This window comes from Streptomyces radicis, from assembly GCF_003626575.1.
Taxonomy (GTDB): domain Bacteria; phylum Actinomycetota; class Actinomycetes; order Streptomycetales; family Streptomycetaceae; genus Streptomyces; species Streptomyces radicis.
In genome coordinates this window covers 84,886-106,724 of record NZ_RBDY01000021.1, presented here as the reverse complement: position 1 = coordinate 106,724, position 21,839 = coordinate 84,886, and the positions used below count along the sequence as shown (strand labels likewise).

The following is a 21,839-nucleotide window of genomic DNA, read 5'->3' as shown; positions in this document are numbered from 1 at the left end:
TTCCGTGCATGCTTCCGTGGCCAGGTTGGATCCAAGCATGTTAGTTTTGGATCCCCACGGAAGGGTGATGAGAGATGGATTCGATCGAGGCGGTACCTGTCACCTCCCCAGGCACGGGGACGGAGACAGATGTCGCCGCCGAGCGCGCGCGCACCGTCGGCGCGGGTCTGTCGCACCACTTCAACGCCGCGGGCTCCGCGTTGCCCTCGCACGGCGTCATGGCTGCCGTCGTTGACCATCTGCGTCTCGAGGAGCGGTACGGCGGCTACGAGGCCGCGGCGGTGGCCCGCGAGCGGACCGAGGACGTCTACGCCGCGGCCGCCGAGCTCATCGGCGTGGGGGCCCATGAGATCGCCCTGTTCGACAGCGCGTCGACGGGCCTGCGGGTCCTCCTCGACGCGCTCAGGCCGGGGCGCGGCGCGCGCGTCATCGCGTCGAGCACGACCTATGTCAGCCACGCGCTGCACCTCATGACGATGGCCAGGGAGCGCGGCCTCGACCTGGTCGTCGCGCCCGTCGACCACCGGAGGAGGGTCGACCTCGACGCGCTCGACGCGCTGCTCGCGGACGAGCGGCCCTCGATCCTCACGGTCTCGCACATCCCCACGTCCTCGGGGCTCGTCGAGCCCGCCGAGGGCATCGGCGAGATCGCCAGGCGCCACCGGGCCACCTACATCCTCGACGCGACGCAGTCCGTGGGGCACCTGAACGTCGACGTGGGGGCCATCGGCTGCGACGCGCTCGTGACGACGGGCCGCAAGTTCCTGCGCGGCCCTCGCGGCACCGGCTTCGCCTATGTCAGCGAGTCGCTGTTCGAGCGGATGACGCCGACCGCCCCCGATGTGCGCGGGGCCCGTTGGGTGTCGGCGTCCGGCTGGGAGCTCAGCCAGGACGCGCGGCGGTTCGAGTCGTGGGAGAGCGCCGTCGCCGCGCGCCTCGGCCTCGGGGCCGCGCTGCGCGAGGCCATCGCCCGCTCGCCCGAGCGCACCGAGCGGTGGCTGCGCGGACGCGCCGGGCTGCTGCGCTCCGCGCTCGCGGACATCCCGGGGGTGACGATCGCCGACCCCGAGGGCGCCGTGTCCGCGATCGTGACCTTTGTCGTCGACGGGGTGGAGTGCCGCGCGGTGGTGGAGGCGCTCGCCGCCAGGAACGTCCGCGTCGTCTCGGTGCCCGCGACGCACGGCCAGTGGGACCTCGGCGCGCGGGCGCTGCCCTCGGTCGTCCGGGCGTCGGTCCACGTCTACAACGACGAGGCCGACCTCGGCGCGCTCGTCGACGCCGTCCGGGCGGTCGCCGCGGGGCGCGGCGGGGAGGCGCACGGATGACCGGGCGCCCCGACGACGCGGACGTCGTCGTCATCGGACTTGGCGTGCACGGCAGCGCCGCCGCGGCGAGCCTGGCGCGCCGGGGGCGCCGCGTGATCGCGCTCGACCGCTTCGGGCCTGGACACCACCGGGGGTCCTCGCACGGCCGTACCCGCATGATCCGCCGCGCCTACCCCCACCCCGTGTGGAACGGCCTTGTCGACCGCGCGTTCGCGGCCTGGGCCGCCCTCGAGGCGGAGTCCGGCGAGCGGCTCGTGCGCCGCACGGGCGGGCTCTTCGCGCACCGCGGCACATCGCGGCTCCAGGGCCCCGGGTGCGTGGCCGTCGACGACCGGGGCGAGCTGGCCCGCCGCATGCCGGGACTCGCCGTGCCCGAGGGCTACCGGGCGGTCCACGACCCCGGCGCCGGTGTCATCGAGGCCGCGAGCGCGCTCGCGGCGCTGCGCGGGGCGGCGCTCGCCCACGGCGCGGAGCTGCGGCACGGCGCGCGGGTGCGCGGCTGGGAGCCGAAGGGCGCGGGCGTCCGCGTCGCGACCGACGACGGAGTGCTGACGGCGGCCCGCCTGGTGATCGCGGCCGGTCCGTGGTCGGGCGCGCTCGTGCCGTCGCTCGCGCCCCTGTTCGAGGTGTGGCGCATCCTCACGGTGACCGTGCGGGCGGGCCAGCCGGTCGGGATGCCGCCGCGCCTCGGCGCCTTCTCCGTCGACCGTCCCGAAGGCCTGCTCTTCGGCGTTCCCGATGCCCTGGGGAACGGCGTGAAGATCGGCGTCGACGCGGGGCCCAGCTGGGACCCCGAGGAGCCGCCCGCCCCGCCGAGCCCGCGGGAGATCGCGGAGCTGCGCGAGCTCCTCGCCTCCTGTGTGCCGGGCCTCGACACGACGCCGGTCGAGGCCGTCGCGTGCCTCTACACGATGACGGAGGACAGGCGTTTCGTCATCGGCCCGCTCGCCGACGCCCCCGGGGTCGTGGTCGTGGCGGCCTGCTCGGGGCACGGCTTCAAGTTCGGGCCCGCCCTCGGCGACGCGGTCGCCGACCTGTGCGACGGCGTTCCGCGCCCCGACCTGGACTTCGTCTCGACGGCCCGGCGGGGGCTCTGACATGGCCCTCGCCCTCGCCGCCCCGCACCGCGACGCCGTCGCCGCGGGCGAGCGCGCCGTCGCGGCGGGCGGCAACGCGATCGACGCCGCCCTCGCCGCCGCGGTCATGCTCACCGTCGTCTACCCGCACCAGTGCGCGCTCGGCGGGGACCTCGTCGCCCTGGTCCGCTCGCCCGATGGCGCGACGACCGCGGTCGTCGCGGCGGGCACGGCGCCCCGCGCGATCGACCGCGCGTCGGCCACGTGGGCCGCCGTGCCGCGCCAAGGCGCGCACGCGGTGACCGTGCCGGGGATCGTCGCCGGATGGCTCGAACTGGCCCGCCTGGGAAGCCGCTTGCCGCTCGGCGCGGCGTTCGGCGACGCCGCGGGCGTGGCCGATGACGGCACCCCGGTGAGCGCGGGCCTCGAACGCGCGCTCCGCGCCCGCCGCGCCGCGGTCCTGGCCGACCCGGGCCTCCGCGCGGTGTTCGCGCCCGGCGGGGAGCCACTGGCGCGTGGGGCGCTGCTGCGCCAGCCCGCGCTCGGGGCGACGCTGCGGCGGCTCGCCGCCGATCCGCGCGACGCCTATGAGGGCGACACCGCGCGGGCGTTGGTCGGGACGCTGCGCGCGCGGGGCGGCGCGCACACGCTCGCGGACTTCGCCGACTACCGACCCGAGACGTCCCCCGCGGTGACGCGCGAGGTCGCCGGAGGCGCCTGGTCCGTCGCGCCGCCGCCCTCCGTGGGTCCCGTGCTCATCGGCGTCGCACGCGCCGCGGCGCATGCGGGAGGCGAACCCGCACCCGCGCGCGTGCTCGAGGCCAGCCTGCTCGGCGTCGCCGCCAGGGCCGCGCACCTGGGCGACCCGCGCTCGGGCGGCGCCGACCTCGAGGCCCTGCTGCGGCTCGACGCGGCGCCCGCCGCGGGGCGGGCAGAGCCGCGCGCCGCGGGCGACACCGTGGCGGTGGCGGCGGCCGACGACGCCGGTTGGGGCGTCACGATCGTGCAGAGCGTCTTCCAGAGCTTCGGCGCCGGGCTGCTCGACCCCGGGACCGGGGTCGTGCTGCACAACCGCGGCGCGGCGTTCAGCCTCGACCCCGCGTCGCCCGCCCGCCTCGCGCCGGGGGCGCGGCCCCCGCACACGCTGTGTCCCGTCATCGTCCACTCGGCCGCGACCACGGTCGTCGCGGGCTGCCAGGGCGGGCGGGCCCAGCCCTGGATCCTGGCCCAGCTCGTCCCCGCGATGACGGACGCGGCCCGGCCGCTGGCCGACATCCTGGCCCGTCCGCGCTGGGTGGTCGGCGACGTCGACCTCGGCCACGCCGAGCTCACCCTCGCCGCCGAGCCCGGGGTCGGCGCCGAGGTCACCGCTGCGGCGCGGGCGGCGGGGCTGCCCGTGGCCCGCCTCCCCGCCCGGGCCGACGCCGCGGGCCACGTCCAGGTCGTGCGGCGGCGCACGGGACCCGCGGGTCCCGCGCTCGAAGGGGCGAGCGACCCCCGTGCCGACGGCGCGAGCGCCGTCGTCCCGCCCCGCGTACGCCACCCCGAGGAGGAGAAATGACCACGACACGTCGGTGGAGCGACCCGCTCGACCCCGAGGAGATCGGCGGCGTCGTCGCCCTTGTCCGGCGGGACGAGCGCATCGGCGCCCGTCCCCGCTTCTGGGGGATGGCCGTCGAGGAGGGGCTCGCCCGCGGCCTCGCGCCGGGCCAGGGCCGCCCGGCGCGGCTCGTCGTCATGAACCCCGACGCGCACGAGGCGTGGGAGGTCACCGCGTGGACGGCCGGTTCCGACCGGCCCGCGTCCCTGGTGGCGTGGCGGCCCGTCGACGCCAAGCGGCCCGGCGTCTCGTCCGAGGAGGCGCGCCTGGTCGCGCGGGCGGCCCGCGAGCACCCGCTGCTGAAGGAGGCCCTGGCCAGGCGCGGGATCCACGACACCTCGCTGGTGTGGGTCGACCCGGAGTCGATCACGGGCTTCGAGCCCGAGGACCTGAAGGACAGGCGGCTCAGCTGGGGCACCGTGTGGCACCGCGAGTCGGAGGACGACAACGGCTACGCGCGCCCGGTCGCGGGCCTCGTGCCCATCGTGGACCTCGAGACGCTCGACGTCGTCCGCGTCGAGGACCACGGCGTGCTTCCTGTGCCGGGCGAGACCGGTGCCTACCGCTCGGGCACGTGGGGCGCGGACCGCGAGGTCGCGCCGTTGGAGATCACCCAGCCCGCCGGCCCCGGCTTCACCGTGGAGGGGCACGAGGTCACGTGGCAGAACTGGTCGTTCCGCGTCGGCTTCACCCACCGCGAGGGGCTGGTGCTGCACGAGCTCACCTATCGCGACGGCGACGCGGTGCGGCCCGTGCTGCGGCGCGCCGCCGTCAACGAGATGTATGTGCCCTACCTCGACTCCGACCCGACGGCCTATCGCAAGAACTTCTTCGACTGGGGCGAGTACGGCGCGGGACCGCTCACCGCGTCGCTCGAGCTGGGCTGCGACTGCCTGGGGGAGATCCACTACTTCGACGCGCACGTGCTCGACGGCCTCGGCGAGGTGAAGACGATCAGCAACGGCGTCTGCCTGCACGAGGAGGACTTCTCCGTCCTCTGGAAGCACGTCAACACGCGGACGGGCGAGGCCGATGTGCGCCGCTCGCGGCGGCTCGTCATCTCGTTCTTCGCGACGGTCGCGAACTACGACTACGGCTTCTACTGGTCCCTCTACCAGGACGGCTCGATCGAGCTGGAGGTCAAGCTCACGGGGATCCTCTCGGTGTCGGGCGTCGCCGAGGGCGCGCCGCCGCCGTTCGGGCGCCTGGTGGGCCCCGGCGTCCAGGCGCCCACGCACCAGCACTACTTCGCGATCCGCCTGGACACGGCGGTCGACGGCCCGCTCAACCGCCTTGTCGAGGTGCACGCCGAGACGGAGGAGGACGAGGCGCTCAACCCCTACGGCAACGCGTGCCGCATGGTGCCGACCGTCATCCCGTCCGAGCGGGCCGCCGCCCGCGTCAACGACCCGTCGCGCGCCGTGCACTGGCGCGTCGAGAGCGCGGAGCGCGTCAACCGGTTCGGGGACCCCACCGCGTTCCGGCTCGCGCTGCCGAACACCACGCGCCTGTTCGCGCGGCCCGGCAGCGTCGTCGAGCGCAAGGCGCCGTTCGTGGCGAAGCACCTGTGGGCGACGGCGTACGACCCGGCCGAGCGGTTCATCGCGGGGGAGTACCCCAATCAGGCGCCGCTCGGTGAGGAGGGCATCGCGGCGTGGCAGCGCGCCGACCGCCCCCTCGACGGTGCCCAGCTCGTCCTGTGGCCCGTCATCGCCTCGCACCACTACGCGCGCCCCGAGGACTGGCCGATCATGCCCGTGCAGCGCATCGGGCTGCGGCTCGAACCCGACGGGTTCTTCGACCGCAATCCGTCGCTCGACGTCCCGCCGTCGCCCCCGTCGGAGCGCTGCCACGCCGCGCCGGGACCGGCCACCGAGGGCGCGACGTCCTGCTCATGCCACGGGAACACGCGGGTAACGCCCCCGTGATGGCCTGCGTCTCCCGGGCGGCGTGCCCGGCGAGGCCCTCGACACGCAAGTATTGGATCCAATAGCATTCAAATCGGATACCTGATCCGGTGGTCGGAAGCGAGGGAGTCGCGCGGCATGCTGAAGCAGGAAGACAACGACAAGATCACCCGCTCGGGCCCCGGCACGCCGCTCGGCGCGCTGCTCCGCTCCTACTGGCAGCCCGCCGCGCTCGCCTCGGAGATGCCCGCCGAGCGCCCCGTCAAGGCGATCAGGCTGCTCGGCGAGGATCTCGTGCTGTTCAGGAGGCGCGAGGGCTGGGGGCTGATCAGCCGGTTCTGCGCCCACCGGGGCGTCGACCTGTCCTTCGGGCGGCTCGAGGACGACGGCATCCGCTGCCTCTACCACGGCTGGCTCTACGACGGCGAAGGGCGCTGTGTCGAGCAGCCGGCCGAGCCCGAGCACAGCCGGTTCCTCGGCAAGGTCAGGATCGCCAACTACCCGTGCGTCGAGCGGAACGGGATCGTCTTCGCCTACCTCGGCGCGGGCGACCCGCCGCCCTTCCCGCACTACGACTGCTTCGTCGCCCCCGAGGAGTTCACGTTCGCCTTCAAGGGCCTGTGGGAGTGCAACTGGCTCCAGGGCCTCGAGGGCGGCATCGACCCGAGCCATGTCTCGTTTCTCCACCGCTTCATCCAGGAGGACCCGCGCGAGGTCTACGGCCAGCAGTTCAGCGAGGAGGTCGCGGGCACGGGCCGGAAGCTCTCGACGCTCGTCGGCGAGAACCACCGCCCCGACATCGAGGTGGAGAGCGCCGACCACGGCCTGCGCGTCTTCGCGCTGCGGCAGCTGACCGAGGACATCAAGCACGTCCGGGTGACGAACCTGCTCTTCCCCAACGCCTTCGTCGTGCCGTTCGGCAACTCCAAGGTCTTCACCCAGTGGCACGTGCCGATCGACGACGAGAACCACCACTGGTTCATGATCTGGTACGACTTCGCCGAGCGGACCGACCAGGAGACGCTGCTCCGCCAGCGCCTCGAGGGCGTGAGCCTCCCCGACTACCGCCCCCTGCGGAACCGGGACAACGACTGGGGCTTCGACGCGCGGGAGCAGCGCGAGCTGACCTACACCGGGATGGGCCTCGACATCAACGTCCACGACCAGTGGGCGGTCGAGAGCATGGGGCGCGTCCAGGACCGCACCGTCGAGCGCCTCGGCGCCTCCGACCGCGCCGTCACCGCCAACCGGCGCCTGCTGCTGCGCGCCATCGACGCGTTCGCGGCGGGCGGCGTGACGCCCGCGCGCCCCGTCAGCGAGGAGCAGGCGGCGGCCCTCACCGGACCGCTCGCCGTCGACACGATCGCCGCCAACGACGTGTGGCAGACCCGGTGGATCGAGCGCGAGCGCGAGCGCCGACGCGACTCACCCTGGGCCTCGGGCACCGAGCGGGCCGAGGTCCCGGCCGATGCGTGAGCGCAACGCGGACGAGCGCCCGGTCGCGGCGGCGGGCGGAGGCGCCTCCGCCCGGCCGTTGCTCGGGGAGGACCGGGGCGGTTTCATCGACCGGCACGACCTGTGGAGCGAGGCGCAGTACGCGGCCGCGGGACAGATGCGCCGCGTCATCGACGAGCTCGGCATCGAGATGGTGCGCTTCTCGTTCGTCGACCAGCACGGCATCCTGCGCGGCAAGACCCTCACCCGCGCCGCGGTGCCCGCGGCGCTGCGCTCCGGCGTCACGGCGCCCAGCTCGCTGCTGCTGAAGGACACCTCGGGCCTTTCGGTCTTCGCGGTCTTCGCCGCCGACACCGGCGTGGGCGTCGGCGGCTTCGGCGGCGCGGGCGACATCGTGCTCGTCCCCGACCCGACGACGTTCCGCGTCCTGCCGTGGACCGAGCGCACCGCGACGCTCCTGTGCGACGTGCGCTTCCCCGACGGCGCCCCCGTCCCGTTCTGCACGCGCTCGATCCTGCGCGACGGACTCGCGGCGCTCGCCGCCCGCGGCTACGGCATGACGGTGGGCGCCGAGCTGGAGTTCCACGTGTTCCGCGCCGTGGACGCCGGGGTCGGCCCCGAGCAGGTCGGCGGCCCGGGGCGGCCTGGCGCCGCGCCCGCCGCCCTGCCCACGACGCGCGGCGCGCAGCTGCTCCACGACGAGGGCCTCGACGCGATGCAGCCGCTCGTCGACGCCCTCTACCGCGGGCTGACGCTGCTCGACCTGCCGCTGCGCTCGATCGAGTTGGAGTTCGGGCCGAGCCAGTTCGAGCTGACGATGGAGGCCGGTGACGCCGCCGACATCGCCGACGCGGTCGTCCTGTGCCGCACGGCCGTGCGCCGCATCAGCGCGGGGCTCGGCTATCACGCGACGTTCATGTCGAGGCCGCAGGGCGCCGATGGCGCGTCGACCGGGTGGCACCTGCACCAGTCGCTCCACGAGCTCGCGACGGGCGTCGGCGCGTTCGTCCCCGACGCGCCGGGCGCCACGCTCTCGCCCCTCGGGGCCCGCTATCTCGCCGGGCTGCTCGACCACGCGCTCGCCGCGGCGGCGTTCACCACGCCCACCGTGAACGGCTACAAGCGCTACCAGCCGTACTCCCTCGCGCCCGACCGGGTCACGTGGGGCATCGACAACAAGGGCGCCATGATCCGCGCCGTCGGCGGCCCCGGCGACCCCGCGACGCGCCTCGAGAACCGCTCGGGGGAGCCCGCGGCGAACCCGTACCTGTACATCACGTCCCAGCTCGTCAGCGGGATGGACGGGATCGACCGCGGTCTCGTCCCCCCGGCCCCGACGACCACGCCCTACGCCGAGGACGCCGAGCGCCTGCCGACCGACCTCGGCGCGGCCGTCGACGCCCTCGGCGGCGACGCGGCCTTCAGGGCGGCGCTCGGCGACACGGTCGTGGAGTGGTACGCCACGATCAAACGCGCCGAGTTCGACCGGTATCTGCGCCATGTCTCCGACTGGGAGCAGCGCGAGTACTTCGGGATCTTCTGAGCCGGAGCCCCGGGGAAGGATGCTCATGACCATCAGGACCGCCGTGACGGCGCTGCCCGACTACGAGCCGTTCCTGCGCGGGGGCGAGTGGGTCGCCCTGGGCGACCGCGAGGCCCGCGCCGTCGTCGACCCGGCCACCGAGGAGGTGCTCACCACGGTCGCCCAGGCGACCGAGGCCGATGTCGACGCGGCCGTCGCGGTCGCGGTGGCGGCGCACGAGGACCGCCGCTGGCGCGGGCTCGCCCCCGGCGAACGGGCGCGGATCCTGCACCGCGTCGCCGACCTGATCGAGGACGACCTGGAGGATCTCGCGATCCTCGAGACGCGCGACAACGGCAAGCCCGTCGAGCGCTCGCGCGCCGACACGGCCAGCGCGGCGCGCACGTTCCGCCACTTCGCGGGGGCGCCGTCGCGCCTTGGCGGCACCGTCGTCCCGATCGACGGCGGCGGAGGCCACCACGCCTACACCGTCCTCGAGCCCGTGGGCCCGGTCGCCGTCGTCCTGCCGTGGAACTTCCCGCTCATGACGGCGGCGTTCAAGCTCGCCCCCGCCCTCGCGGCGGGGTGCACGGTGGTCGCCAAGCCCGCCGAGGACACGCCCCTCACGCTGCTGCGCCTCGCGCGGATCCTGCTGGCCGCGGGCGTCCCCGACGGCACCGTGAGCGTCCTCACGGGCGACGGCCTGGTCGGCGCCGCGCTCACCCGCCACCCCGGCATCGCCAAGGTGTCGTTCACGGGATCGACGGAGGTCGGGCGCGCCGTCGCACACGCCGCCGCCGACGGCTTCACACGCCTCACGCTCGAACTCGGCGGCAAGAGCCCGAACATCGTCTTCGCCGACGCCGACCTCGACGCCGCCGTCGTGACGGCGATGCGGGCGTCGTTCGGGCACTCGGGGCAGATGTGCACGGCGGGCAGCCGCCTGCTCGTGCAGCGGTCCGTCGCCGACGAGATGACGCGCCGCCTGGTCGACGCCGTCGCGGCGGTGCCGGTCGGCGACGGCCTCGCGGGCGGCGTCACCGTCGGCCCGCTGGTGTCGGAGGCGCAGCGCGCGCGGGTCATGGGATACATCAGGAAGGGCGTCGACGAGGGCGCGACCCTGGCGGTCGGCGGAGGGACGCGCGGCCCTGGCTTCTATGTCGAGCCCACCCTCTTCACCGGGGTGACGAACGACATGACCATCGCGCGCGACGAGATCTTCGGGCCCGTGGTGGGGGTCATCCCCTTCGACGACGAGGACGACGCGATCCGGATCGCCAACGACACCGCCTACGGCCTCGCAGCGGGCGTCTGGACCCGCGACCTGTCCAGGGCGCACCGGATGGCGGCGGCGCTCCGCGCGGGAACGGTCTGGGTGAACACCTACAACGTGTTCGACCCGGCCCTCTCCTTCGGCGGCGTCGGCGCGTCGGGCCTGGGGCGCGACCTCGGGGACGAGGGGCTGCGCGGCTTCTGCGAGCCCAAGAGCGTCGTCATGGCGATCCAGGCGAGCTGACAGGAGAGGACGAGGATGGTCGACACGGTCCAGAGCGTCACGGGCCCCCTGCTCCCCGAGCAGCTCGGGGTCACGCTGACGCATGAGCACATCTTCATCAACATGACGAGGACGACCCCACAGGACGGCTACCTCAACGTGTGGGCGGAGGCGGAGGCCGAGCTCGGTCTCTTCACCGCGGCCGGGGGCTCGACGTTGATCGAGGTGACCAACGGCGAGCTGAGCGACTACGCGGCGCCCGTCGGCTGGAGCCAGGACCCGCGCGACATGCAGCAGAACCCCAGGACGGGGTCGCGCTCGGTCGCCAACGTCCTGGCCACCAAGGCGATGGCCGAGGCGACCGGGGTGCAGGTCATCCTCGGCACGGGCCACTACTACGACACGTATCTCGACAAGCGCTGGTTCGACCGCAACGCGACCAACACCATCGCGGACTTCCTCATCGCCGACCTGCTCGACGAGATCCCCGGCACGGGCGTGCGCGCGGGCGTCATCGGCGAGGTCGCGTCGGACCTCTCGCACATCACGGCCGTCGAGGAGCGCTCGTTCCGCGCCGCCGCCCGGGCGAGCCGCGAGACCGGCGCCCTGGTCAGCACCCACGCCGCGTCGTTCCCCACCGGCCTGGCGCAGCTGGAGATCATGCGCGAGGAGGGCGTCGACCCAGGGCGCGTGGTGATCGGCCACGCCGACACGGTCAAGAGCGTCGACTACTCGCTCGAGCTGGCGCGGCGCGGCGCGTTCGTCCAGTTCGACTGCCTCATGACGTGCCGCATCGGCGGCAACCTGATCTCGCACCAGATCGACCGGCGGCTCTCCTATCTGAGGACGCTCATCGAGAAGGGCCACCAGGACCGGATCCTGCTCTCGCAGGACGTCTGCCAGCGCTCGCACACGCGCGCCCTCGGCGGCCCCGGATACACGTTCCTCTTCGAGGAGTTCAGGGCGCTCGCCGCGAACGCGGGCATCGACCCCGAGGTGCTCGACAGCATCCACACCGCCAATCCCCGCCGCGCGATCTTCGGACAGTGAGCCCATGCCCGTACACACCGTGCTCGGACCGATCGCGCCCGAGCGACTCGGCCCGACGTCGATGCACGAGCACCTGCTGAGCGACCTGAGCCTGTGGGCGAAGCCGCCGCGGGAGCTGCCGCCGCCCGGCGTGCCGATGGGCCCCGAACTCGCGGCCTACCTGCGCTGGAACGCCCTGTCACTGCCGCGGAACCTGGTGCTCGACGACCCGGACGTCGCCGCGGCCGAGCTCCGGCACGCGCGCGACGCCGGCGCGTCCGCCGTCGTCGAGCTCACGCTCGAGGGCATGGGCCGACGCGTCGACGAGCTCCCGGAGATCTCGCGCCGCGCGGGCGTCCACGTGTGCGTCGGCGCGGGCTTCTACGTGGAGGAGACGATGCCCCCGCACGTGCGCGGGGCGGGCGTGGACGAGCTCACCGAGATCCTGGTGGCGCAGCTGACGGACGGCGTCGGCGCGAGCGGCATCAAGCCCGCGCTGCTCGGCGAGATCGGCACGAGCTGGCCGATCACCCCGGCCGAGTGGCGGCTGGTGCGGGCGGCGGGCCGGGCCGGGGCGCGCACGGGCGCCGCGGTCTACGCGCACCTGTCCTTCCGCGGCGCGGGCGGCACCGCCGTCCTGGCCGCGCTCCTCGACGAGGGGATGCCCGCGGACCGGGTCGTCATCGGCCACCTCGACGAGCGCTGGGACCGCGGATACCACCGCGAGATCGCGCAGGCGGGCGCCGTGCTCGGCTATGACACGTTCGGCTCGGACTTCCACTACGGCTCGCCCGCGCTGCGGAACCCCACGGACGCCGAACGGCTCCAGATGGTCGAGTGGCTCCTGAGCGAGGGGTTCGGCTCCCGGCTGATCATCGGCGCCGACGTCTGGACGCAGGCCAACCTCCACCGCAACGGCGGCAACGGCTACGACCACCTCTTCCGCCGCATCGCCCCGGCCATCACCGACCTGGCGGGCGGCGACACCACCGTGGTCGACACCATCCTCGTCCACCACCCCCGACGCCTCCTGGACCGCCCATGACCACCGCGACATCCGCGACATCTGTGACCACCGCGCCAGCCACCGCCCACGGGGACACGGGCGCGCTGCCCGATGAGGCCCAGTACGTCGTCGTCGGCGGCGGCACCTCGGGCAACGTCGTCGCCGCCCGGCTCGCCGAGGCGGGCCTCGATGTGCTCGTCCTCGAGGCGGGCCCCGACTTCGGGCCCGAGGGCGGTGCCGCCTGGCCCGCCGACCTCGTCGACGCGACGCGCCTCGGGCGTTCGCACGACTGGGGCTACGACTCCGGCGACGCCTACCCGTGGACCGTCGGCTTCGAGCGCGCCCGCGCGATCGGCGGCTGCTCCGACGTCAACGGCTGCACCCAGACCTGGGGGCACCGGCGCGACTACGACGCGTGGGCCGAGGCCGGGCTGACCGGGTGGTCGGCCGACGACCTGCTGCCGCTGTTCGCCGAGGGCACCCGGCGGATGCGCGTGCGCACCTACCGGGCCGACGAGCTCACCCCGTGGCAGCGCGCCTGGTACGACGCCGCGCCCGCCGTCGGGATGCCGCGGCTCACCGATCTCAACGACCTCGACGAGTCCGCGGGGTTCGCCCCCGAGGCCGTCAACATCGTGGACGGCGTCCGCGTCAACACCGCCTTCGCCTACCTCGACCCCGTGCGCCCGCTGCCGAACATCCGGATCGTCGGCGACGCCCTCGTCGACCGCGTGCTGGTGAAGAACGGGCGGGCCACCGGCGTCGTGGTCAGGCACCGGGGCGACGCGGTCACCGTGCGGGCCGGGACGGTCGTGCTCGCGGGCGGCGCCTACAACTCGCCGACGATCCTGCTGCGTTCGGGCATCGGCCCCTACGCGCGGCTCGCGGTCCTCGACATCCCGCTCGTGCGGCACCTGCCCGGCGTCGGCGAGAACCTGCACGACCAGCCGTTCCTGCTGATGAGCTGGGCGGGCTCCGACGAGATGACCGCCGCGATGGAACGGGCCCGCGCGGCGGGCTGGTGCCCCGACGAGCAGGCGATGGGCAAGGCGGCGTCGAGCTTCGAGACGGAGGCGTTCGACCTGCACTTCCTGCCGTACAGCCCGACCCACCTGATCGAGCGCAAGCGCTGGAGCGTGGGCGTCTCCGCGCTCCAGCCGCGCTCCCGCGGGTCCGTGCGGCTGCGCGACGCCGACCCCGAGGCGAAGCCCGTCATCGACCACCGCTTCCTGGCCGACCCCGGGGGCGTCGACGTCGCGGTGCTCGCGGAGGGCGCCGCGATCCTGCGGGACCTCGCGGCGGACCGGCGCCTCGCGCCCCTGGTCGGCGCGGAGATCCACCCGGGCCCAACGACGTTCGACCGGGACGCGCTCGTCGCGCACCTGTACCGCAACCCCGACAACTACTGGCACCCCGTCGGCACCTGCCGGATGGGCACCGCCGACGACGCCCTGTCCGTCGTGGACGAGCGGGCGCGGGTGCACGGCATCGAGGGGCTGCGGATCGCGGACTGCTCGATCATGCCGAACGTTCCCCGCGCGACGACGGCGATGCCCGCGGTCGTGATGGGCGAGAAGGTCGCCGGGCTGCTGCTCGAGGAGGCGGGCGCGGTGCCGCGCGACGAGTCGGCCCGCCCGTCGGCGACGGCGGGGTGAGGGCCGCGATGGCGCTGTCGATCCAGGACGCCGAGATCCTGCGGACGCGGGTGCGGGCGCTCGTGACCGCCGAGCTCGTCGAGCGCGCCCGCGCCGCGCCCGCCCCGCCCTACGACCCCGACATCGCCGAGGTGCTGGACTTCGTGCGCCGCAACCCCGATCCGGACCTGCCCAGATACGCGATCGTGCGGTGCCACGACGGGTTCGCGATCGCCGCCCGCGCCGCGGTCAGGGGACGGCCGCCTGAGCTCGTCGACGCGCGGCGCCACCCCGACAGGGGCGCGGCCGAGCACGCCGTCCTCGAACGCCGCCTGCGGGACCTGGGGCTCGACTGGTGAGCCGCCGCGCACGGCGGCGAGCGACCACCGCACAACGGAGGAAGGTTCGACCATGACGTCACCCACCTGGCTGGCGCCGAATCCGACGCTGGTCGGCACGCGGCACTCGGTCTCGTCCGGGCACCATCTGGCCTCGGCCGCGGCGTTCGCGATCCTCGAGGCGGGCGGCAACGCGGTCGACGCGGGCGTTTGCGCGGGCATGGCGCTGGCCGTGCTGCACGCCGACGAGGTCAACTTCGCGGGGGTCGCGCCCCTCATGATCCGCCTCGCCGACGGCACCGCCGTGAGCCTCGACGGGCTCGGCGTCTGGCCACGGCGCCTGCCCGCCGACCTGTTCATGTCCGAGCACGGCGGCACCATCCCCGTCGGCGTCCTGCGCACGGTCGTCCCCGCCGCGCCCGACGCCTGGATCACGGCGCTGCGCGACCACGGCACGATGACCTTTGCCCGGGTCGCGGCCGCCGCGGTGCGCCTCGCGCGGGACGGCTTCCCCGTCTTCCCGCTGCTCGCCGACGGCATCGCCAAGCGGCAGGCGGGCTACCTGAGGTGGGCGGCGAACGCGGCGATCTACCTGCCGGGCGGCCGCCCCCCTCGGGTGGGGGAGCGCTTCGTCCAGGCCGACCTCGCCCGCACGATCCAGACCATGATCGACGCCGAGGAGCGCGCGGGCGGCGACCGCGTCACCGGCCTCGAGGCCGCCCGCGCGGCGTTCTACGAGGGCGAGATCGCCGACCGCATCGTGGCCTGGCACGAGGCGAACGGCGGCTATCTGCGCCATGACGACCTCGCGGAGTTCCGCTCGCGCCGCGAACCCGTCGTCGAGACCCGCTGGCGCGACTTCACCCTGCTGACGTGCGGCGCCTGGTGCCAGGGGCCGATCCTCGCCGAGGCGTTGCTCATCCTGGAGCGCCACGGCATCGACGGCCTCGCGCACAACAGCGCCGCCTACGCGCACACGGTCGTCGAGGCGCTCAAGGGCGTCTTCGCCGATCGCGAACACCACTTCGGCGACCCGGAGTTCGTCGACGTTCCGCTCGACAGGCTGCTGGGCGACGAGCACGTCGCCGCACGCGCCGCGGCGATCGACCCCGAGCGCGCCTTCGCGGGCCTGCCGCCCGCGCTCTTCGGCGCGTCCCAGCCGCTGCCCGAAGCGATCAGCGCCGACGAGGTGCGCCACATCGGCGAGGGCGGCACGAGCTATGTGTGCGTCGTCGACCGCTGGGGCAACGCCTTCTCCGCGACGCCCTCCGACGGCGCTTCGACCTCGCCCGTCATCCCTGGCACCGGGATCGTGCCCTCGCTGCGGGGCCTCCAGTCGCGGCCCGACCCCGCCCACCCCGCGGGCGTCGCGCCGGGCAAGCGGCCACGCCTGACGCCCAACCCCGCGATCGCGGTGCGCGACGACGGCAGCGTGCTGTCGTTCGGCTGCCCAGGCGGCGACATGCAGGTGCAGGCGATGCTCCAGGTCTTCCTCAACGCCTTCCACTTCGGCATGGAGTTGCAGGAGGCCGTCAACGCGCCGCGCTTCTCGACATGGAGCTTCCCGAACTCGTTCGCCCCCTTCGACTACCTCGCGGCGCACGTCTTCCTCGAGGACCGGTTCGACCCCGCCGTCCACGCCGAGCTGGCGCGGCGGGGGCACGATGTGCGGCGCTGGCCCGCCTTCACCAGGGACGCGGCGGCCGTCGAGGCGATCTACCTGGACGCCCGTACGGGGTTCCTCGCGTCCGCCGCCGATCCGCGGCAGCCCGCCCAGGCGGTGGTCGCGTGAGCGCCGCGCCCGTCGTCCACATCGCGCCCGTCGTCACGATGGACCCGCGCAGGCCGCGCGCCTCGGCGCTCGCGGTCGCGGCCGGTCGCGTCGTCGCCGTCGGGAGCGTCGACGAGGTGCGCGCCGCGGTGCCTCCCGGCACGCCCGAGCACCCGCACGACGGCGTGATCCTGCCCGGCCTCATCGACGCGCACCTGCACATGCAGCGGGGCGGCCTGAAGGCGCTCGCCCACCTGGCGGCCGACGCGGACGCCGACGCGTACGCCGAGGCGATGCGGCGCACATCGGGCCAGGAGACATGGCCGGGCGGCGAGCCCACGCTCGACCAGCGGGTCGCCGGGCTGCGCCGCGTGCAGCCGCTGCTGCACGCGCTCGGCTTCACCGGCGTCGTGGATCCCGCGGTGACGATCGACGAGATGCGCGGCTACCAGGAGGCGCACCGCGTCGGCGCGTTGACGATGCGCACGGTGGCGATGCCCTACCTCGAGCCCGGCTCGGCCGAGACACCGGACATCGACGCCGTGATCGGCCACCTGGTGGGCACGGGCGTCTCGACCGGCTTCGGCGACGACGCGCTGCGGATCGGCCCCATCAAGATCTATGTCGACGGCGAGGGGCTGCGCGGCCAGGCGCTGCTCCACGAGCCCTGGGACGACTCCGGCTACCGCGGGCTGCGGCGGATGGCGGACGACGACCTCGCCCGGCTGGTGCGCTTCTGCGCCGAGCGCGGCTGGGGCGTCGGCGCGCACGCGGTGGGCGGCGCGGCCATCGAGGCCGTGACGCGGGAGTTCGCCGCCGCGGGCGCGGCGGTGCGCGAGCGGCGTTTCCAGCTCATCCACGCCTACCTCGAGCCACGCCGGGACGACCTGGTGACGGCGGCGCGGTGCGGGGTCGTGGCCTCGGTGCAGCCCTCGATCATCTGGCACAACGGCCGCGGGCTGCGGGAGCGCCTCGGGGACCGCGCCGAGCGCGCCAACCCCGTGCGCAGCTGGATCGACGCCGGGGCCGTCGTGGCGTTCGGCTCCGACGGCCCGTTCTTCGCGTTCGACCCGCGCCTGCTGATGTGGCAGGCGGTCACCCGGCGCGTCGACGGCTCGGACGTGCCGCTCAGCCTCGACGAGGCGATCACGGTGGAGGAGGCGCTGGCCGCGTACACCGTCGGCGCCGCCCACGCCAGCCTCGCCGACGGGAGGCGGGGCGTGCTGCGCGGCGGCGCGCTCGCGGACTGGACCCTGTGGTCGGCGGACCCGTCGGCCGTCGGGGCGGACGGGCTGCGCGCCCTGCGCGTGCTGCGCACGGAGGTCGGCGGGCGCACGGTGTTCTCGGCGGCGGGCCCGGCCGGGGCGGGTGACGCGCGATGACGGGCTCGGCGGCGAACACCGTCACGGGCGTCACGGGCGGCCTTCCCCTGCACCGTTGGCCCGCGCGCGAGCTCGCCGCCGCGATCGCCCGCCGCGAGCTGTCGGCGGTCGAGGTGATGCGGCACCACCTCGCGCGCGTCGACGAGATCGACGAGGGCGTCGATGGGCTGCGCGCGATCGTCGCGCGGGTGCCCGGGTCCACGGCGCTGCGCATGGCGGCGGACGCCGACCTGGCCGTCGCGCGCGGCGACGACCTCGGCCCGCTGCACGGCCTGCCGACCGCCGTCAAGGACCTCATGGACGTCGCGGGGCTGCCGACGACGCATGGCTCCGCCGCCTACCGCGACGCGCGCCCCGCGACCCGCGACAGCGTGCTCGCCGAGCGCCTGCGCGCGTCCGGCGCGCTCATCGTGGGGAAGACGAACACCCCGGAGTTCGGCCTCGGCACGCTGACCTTCAACTCCGTGCGCGGCACGACCCGCAACCCCTGGGACCCCGCCCGGCACGCGGGCGGCAGCAGCGGGGGCGCGGCCGCCGCGCTCGCCGCGGGGCTGCTGCCGATCGCCGACGGCTCCGACAGCGGCGGCAGCATCCGTTTCCCGGCCGCGTTCTGCAACGTCGTGGGGCTGCGGCCCACGCCGGGGACGGTGCCGAGCGGTCGCCCTGGCGACGCGTGGAACCCCCACGTCGTGCTCGGCCCGATGGCGCGCGACTCCAGGGACGCGGCGCTGCTGCTCTCCGGCATCGTGGGCCGCGACCCGCGCTGGCCGCTGTCCTGGGTGGACGATCCCGCCGCCTTCGGCCGCGTGGCCGACCTCGACGCCGACCTCGACCCGGCCCGGCTGCGCATCGCCTGGAGCCCCGACGTCGGCGGGCTGCCGATCGCCCCCGACGTGCGCGCGGTCCACGCCGAGGCGCGCCGGGCGCTCGAGGCCGCGGGCGTCACCGTCGTCGACGTCGAGCCCGACCTCGCGGGCGCGGACGCGTGCTGGGAGGCCATCGAGCTGTTCGGCTTCGGCGCCGACGGCGGGCCCCACGCGGGCCGTGCGGGCCTGCGCGACGACTACCTCCGCAACGTCGCCGAGGGCCGCCGTATCCCGGCGGACGCGCTCGCGAGCGCGCTGGCCAGGCGGACGGAGCTGTTCCGCGCCACGGCCGCCGTGCTCGACGACGTGGACGCCGTCGCCTACCCGGCGACGCCCGTGGTCGCGCCGCCGTCCGACGTGGAGTGGGTCGAGGAGATCGACGGCGTGCGCCTCGGGCGTTACTTCGCGTGGCAGCGCACGGCCTGTCGGCTGACCGTCACCGGGCACCCCGTGCTGACGACGCCCGCGGGCTTCACCCCCGAAGGGCTGCCCGTCGGGATGCAGCTCGTGGGGCCGTCGCGCGAGGACGCGCGCCTGCTCGCGATCGGCGCGGCCGTCGAAGCCGTCCTCGGCCATGTCCGCGCCGCGCCGGGCTCCGTCGTTCCGCGAACCGGCAACGTTCCCGCAACATGAACGGAACCCGTCGGGATCCTGTAGTCCATACTTTGGATCCAATATCGGTGAGCTCGGAGGTAGGTCCCATGCATGCACCCTTCACACGACCACCCCTCACACGCCCCTTCACACGACGCCGACGCCGCGGGGCCGCGGGCGTCGCCGTCGCCGCGGCGCTGGTGCTGCTGGCCGGATGTGCCGAGGAGTCGGGGGCGGGCGACGACGCGTCCGGGCTCAGCGGGGAGATCATCTGGTCCGACTTCGGCGGTCCCACCAACGAGGCCCGCCAGGAGATCTATTTCGCCCCGTTCACGGAGGACACCGGCGTCGACGTCGTCTCCGTCGTGGTCAACGACGCCATGCAGGAGGAGATGATCTCCGGCGGGCCCGGCGACTACGACGCGACGCATGTCGGGCTCGACCTGGTGTACGCCAACATGGACACGCTCGTGCAGATCCCCGAGGAGTACCAGGACGAGGCGCTGCCCGAGAACATCCGCGCGTACGCGTTCGGCACGTTCTACGTCGGCCACGCCCAGGGCTACCTCACCGACACCTTCCCCGACGGCGGCCCCGAGACCTGGGCGGACTTCTGGGACGTCGAGACCTACCCGGGCAAGCGCGCCTGGCCAGGCACCCCGGGAAGCTACGACAGCTCGTGCGAGATCGCGCTGCTCGCCGACGGCGTCGCGCCCGACCAGCTGTACCCGCTCGACTTCGAACGCTGCTCGGCGAAGCTCGACGAGCTGCGCCCCGACATGGTCTTCTACACGTCGTACCCGGAGATCCAGCAGCTGCTCGTCTCGGGCACCGCGGCCATCGCCATGGGGCCCAGCGGCCAGTTCTCGGCCCTGCGCAACGCGGGCCAGGACGTCACCGTCTCCTGGGAGCAGGCGGTCGTGTCGCCCAACGTCATCGCCATCCCCAAGGAAGCGCCCAACGCCGAGAACATCCTCGCGCTCACCGAGTACTTCCACGACCCCGAGCGGCAGGCGGAGTTCGCCGGGCTGACCCACTACGGGCCCGGCAACCCCGAGGCGTACGAGTTCATCCCCGAGGACGTCCAGGAAGGCCTGGTCACCGCGCCAGGGCACACCACCGTGGTCCACCAGGACTCGGAGGCCCGCGCCGAGGCGACCGAGGAGCTGCTCAACTGGTACACGGCGTGGCTGGCCGACTGAACGGCAGGGCCGCGGACGATCGCGACGTGATCGTCCGCGGCCGCGTCAGGACGATGGACGCCGCGCGGCCTTCGGCCGAGGCGATGCTCGTGCGCGGCGACCGCGTCGTCACGACGGGCGACCTGTCGACGCTGCGCGCGCTCAGCCCTTCGGCGCGCGTCGAGCGGGCCCGTGGCACGGTCCTGCCCGGCTTCATCGACGCCCATGTGCACACGCTCGTCGTCGGTCTCGAGCGGCGACGGCTGACGATCTCCGAGGCCGGGTCTGTGCGGGAGATCGTCGAGCGCGTGCGCGACTGGCTGGCGAGCCACCCCGGCCTCGACTGGGCCGTCGTCGGCCTGCACGTCCACGCCGAGGATCTCGCGGAGGGGCGGCTGCCCGACCGGCACGACCTCGATCCCGTCTCGGGCGGGACCGCCCTCTACCTCGACCGCCGCACGCACGACGCGATCGTCAACTCGGCGGCGTTGGAACGGTGCGGGATCGACCGTTCGACGCCCGACCCGCCGGGCGGCTCGATCGAGCGCGACGCCGGGGGAGAGCCGACCGGCGTGCTCGTCGAGCGGCCCGCGGCCGACCTGGTCTTCTCCCATGTGCCGCCGGTCGACCGTGACGACCTGCACGCCGCGCTCGCCGAGGGCCAGGCGCACCTGCACAGCCTCGGCGTCGTGGGCGCCGCCGAGCCCGGGCTCTCGCCGGTCGAGCTGGCCGTGTACCAGGAGGCGTGGGCGCGCGGCACGCTGACCCTCCGCACCCTCGCGATGCCCCTGGTCGACACGGCGCTCCCGCCCGAGGAGTTCCTGGCCGGGCTCGGCACCGTCACCGGCTTCGGCGACGAACGGCTGCGGATCGGCCCGCTCAAGGTGTACTTCGACGGCACGGGAGGCTTCGGCACCGCGCTGCTCGGCCGCGCTTGGCCGGGGAGGCCCGGCTACCACGGCACGCAGGTCTGCTCCACCGCGACGTTTGAGGCGCTCGTCGACCACTGCGCGGCCCGCGGCTGGTCGCTCGCCGTGCACACCGTCGGCGACGAGGCGGTGCGGATCGTGCTCGACTGCTTCCACCGGGCCGACCTGCGTCACCCGATCCGCGACCTGCGCTTCTCGATCATGCACGCCTATCTGTGGCCCTCGGCCGAGTCGATGGAGCGCGCGGCCCGCCTCGGCGTCGTCCTCTCGACGCAGCCTTCCATGCACTGGCGGGTCGGCGCGGGCATCGCCGACCGCTTCGGAGCCCTCGCCGACGACCTCGCCCCGCTGGGCGCGTGGGCCGCCGCGGGCGTGCGCATGGCCGGAGGGTCCGACGGCCCCGACTTCCCGATGTCCCCGCTCTTCGGCATGTGGCAGGCGCGCACCCGGCGGGTGCGGGCGCGCACCGGCGCGCTCGGCGCGCGCTGGGCGCTCACCCCGGCCCAGGCGTTGCGCATGTGGACCCTCGACTCCGCCTACTACTGCTTCGCCGACGACGTCCGCGGCAGCCTCGCGCCCGGCAAGCTGGCCGACTGGGTCGAGGTGAGCGCCGACCCGGTCGAGGCCGACGACGACGCGCTCGCCGAGGCGGCGGTGCTGCGCACCGTCGTCGGCGGGCGCGAGGTCTTCGCCGCATGAACGGGGGTCGGCGCTGATGGGCGAGGAAGC

At 74.6% G+C, this 21,839-nt stretch carries 16 protein-coding genes; all 16 read left to right on the top strand.

What is annotated here, in order from left to right:
- The first annotated feature begins 74 nt into the window (after nucleotides 1–74).
- A complete protein-coding gene (locus tag D7318_RS23245; protein ID WP_120699125.1) occupies nucleotides 75–1,325 on the top strand; it encodes an aminotransferase class V-fold PLP-dependent enzyme in 1,251 nt (416 codons plus the stop codon).
- Nucleotides 1,322–2,422 carry an N-methyl-L-tryptophan oxidase gene (gene solA, locus D7318_RS23240; RefSeq protein ID WP_120699124.1) on the top strand — a complete coding sequence of 367 codons (1,101 nt, stop codon included), beginning with the start codon at nucleotides 1,322–1,324 and terminating at the stop codon, nucleotides 2,420–2,422. Before D7318_RS23245 ends, solA begins: the two co-directional genes overlap by 4 nt.
- A gap of 1 nt (nucleotide 2,423) precedes the next feature.
- The gene (locus tag D7318_RS23235; protein WP_120699123.1) at nucleotides 2,424–3,962 is read left to right on the top strand and encodes a gamma-glutamyltransferase; all 1,539 of its coding nucleotides are present in this window, start codon (nucleotides 2,424–2,426) and stop codon (nucleotides 3,960–3,962) included.
- Entirely contained in the window at nucleotides 3,959–5,929 is a 1,971-nt protein-coding gene (locus D7318_RS23230) for a primary-amine oxidase (protein ID WP_120699122.1), read from the top strand. Before D7318_RS23235 ends, D7318_RS23230 begins: the two co-directional genes overlap by 4 nt.
- 117 nt (nucleotides 5,930–6,046) lie before the next feature.
- Nucleotides 6,047–7,384 carry an aromatic ring-hydroxylating dioxygenase subunit alpha gene (locus tag D7318_RS23225; protein WP_120699121.1) on the top strand — a complete coding sequence of 446 codons (1,338 nt, stop codon included), beginning with the start codon at nucleotides 6,047–6,049 and terminating at the stop codon, nucleotides 7,382–7,384.
- Nucleotides 7,377–8,906, top strand: a complete 1,530-nt coding sequence (locus D7318_RS23220) for a glutamine synthetase family protein (protein WP_120699120.1) — start codon at nucleotides 7,377–7,379, stop codon at nucleotides 8,904–8,906. The genes D7318_RS23225 and D7318_RS23220 overlap by 8 nt, the downstream gene beginning before the upstream one ends.
- Nucleotides 8,907–8,931: 25 nt before the next feature.
- Entirely contained in the window at nucleotides 8,932–10,401 is a 1,470-nt protein-coding gene (locus tag D7318_RS23215; protein WP_120699119.1) for an aldehyde dehydrogenase family protein, read from the top strand.
- A gap of 15 nt (nucleotides 10,402–10,416) precedes the next feature.
- The gene (locus tag D7318_RS23210) at nucleotides 10,417–11,430 is read left to right on the top strand and encodes a phosphotriesterase family protein (protein ID WP_120699118.1); all 1,014 of its coding nucleotides are present in this window, start codon (nucleotides 10,417–10,419) and stop codon (nucleotides 11,428–11,430) included.
- Nucleotides 11,431–11,434: 4 nt separating this feature from the next.
- Nucleotides 11,435–12,454 (top strand): phosphotriesterase family protein, encoded by a 1,020-nt coding sequence (locus D7318_RS23205; RefSeq protein ID WP_120699117.1) that lies wholly within the window; start codon nucleotides 11,435–11,437, stop codon nucleotides 12,452–12,454.
- Nucleotides 12,451–14,070, top strand: coding sequence for a GMC family oxidoreductase (locus D7318_RS23200; RefSeq protein WP_120699116.1), 1,620 nt, complete (start codon nucleotides 12,451–12,453; stop codon nucleotides 14,068–14,070). Before D7318_RS23205 ends, D7318_RS23200 begins: the two co-directional genes overlap by 4 nt.
- A gap of 8 nt (nucleotides 14,071–14,078) precedes the next feature.
- Nucleotides 14,079–14,408, top strand: a complete 330-nt coding sequence (locus tag D7318_RS23195; protein WP_120699115.1) for a hypothetical protein — start codon at nucleotides 14,079–14,081, stop codon at nucleotides 14,406–14,408.
- A 52-nt stretch (nucleotides 14,409–14,460) separates the two neighbouring features.
- Nucleotides 14,461–16,179 carry a gamma-glutamyltransferase family protein gene (locus D7318_RS23190; protein WP_120699114.1) on the top strand — a complete coding sequence of 573 codons (1,719 nt, stop codon included), beginning with the start codon at nucleotides 14,461–14,463 and terminating at the stop codon, nucleotides 16,177–16,179.
- A complete protein-coding gene (locus tag D7318_RS23185; RefSeq protein ID WP_120699113.1) occupies nucleotides 16,176–17,540 on the top strand; it encodes an amidohydrolase in 1,365 nt (454 codons plus the stop codon). Before D7318_RS23190 ends, D7318_RS23185 begins: the two co-directional genes overlap by 4 nt.
- Nucleotides 17,537–19,039, top strand: coding sequence for an amidase (locus D7318_RS23180; RefSeq protein WP_120699112.1), 1,503 nt, complete (start codon nucleotides 17,537–17,539; stop codon nucleotides 19,037–19,039). The genes D7318_RS23185 and D7318_RS23180 overlap by 4 nt, the downstream gene beginning before the upstream one ends.
- A gap of 68 nt (nucleotides 19,040–19,107) precedes the next feature.
- Complete coding sequence (locus tag D7318_RS23175) at nucleotides 19,108–20,202, top strand: extracellular solute-binding protein (protein WP_183091570.1); 1,095 nt, start codon at nucleotides 19,108–19,110, stop codon at nucleotides 20,200–20,202.
- Nucleotides 20,187–21,809: an amidohydrolase gene (locus D7318_RS23170; protein ID WP_120699110.1), complete on the top strand. Its 1,623-nt coding sequence runs from the start codon at nucleotides 20,187–20,189 to the stop codon at nucleotides 21,807–21,809. The genes D7318_RS23175 and D7318_RS23170 overlap by 16 nt, the downstream gene beginning before the upstream one ends.
- Nucleotides 21,810–21,839 lie beyond the last annotated feature (30 nt).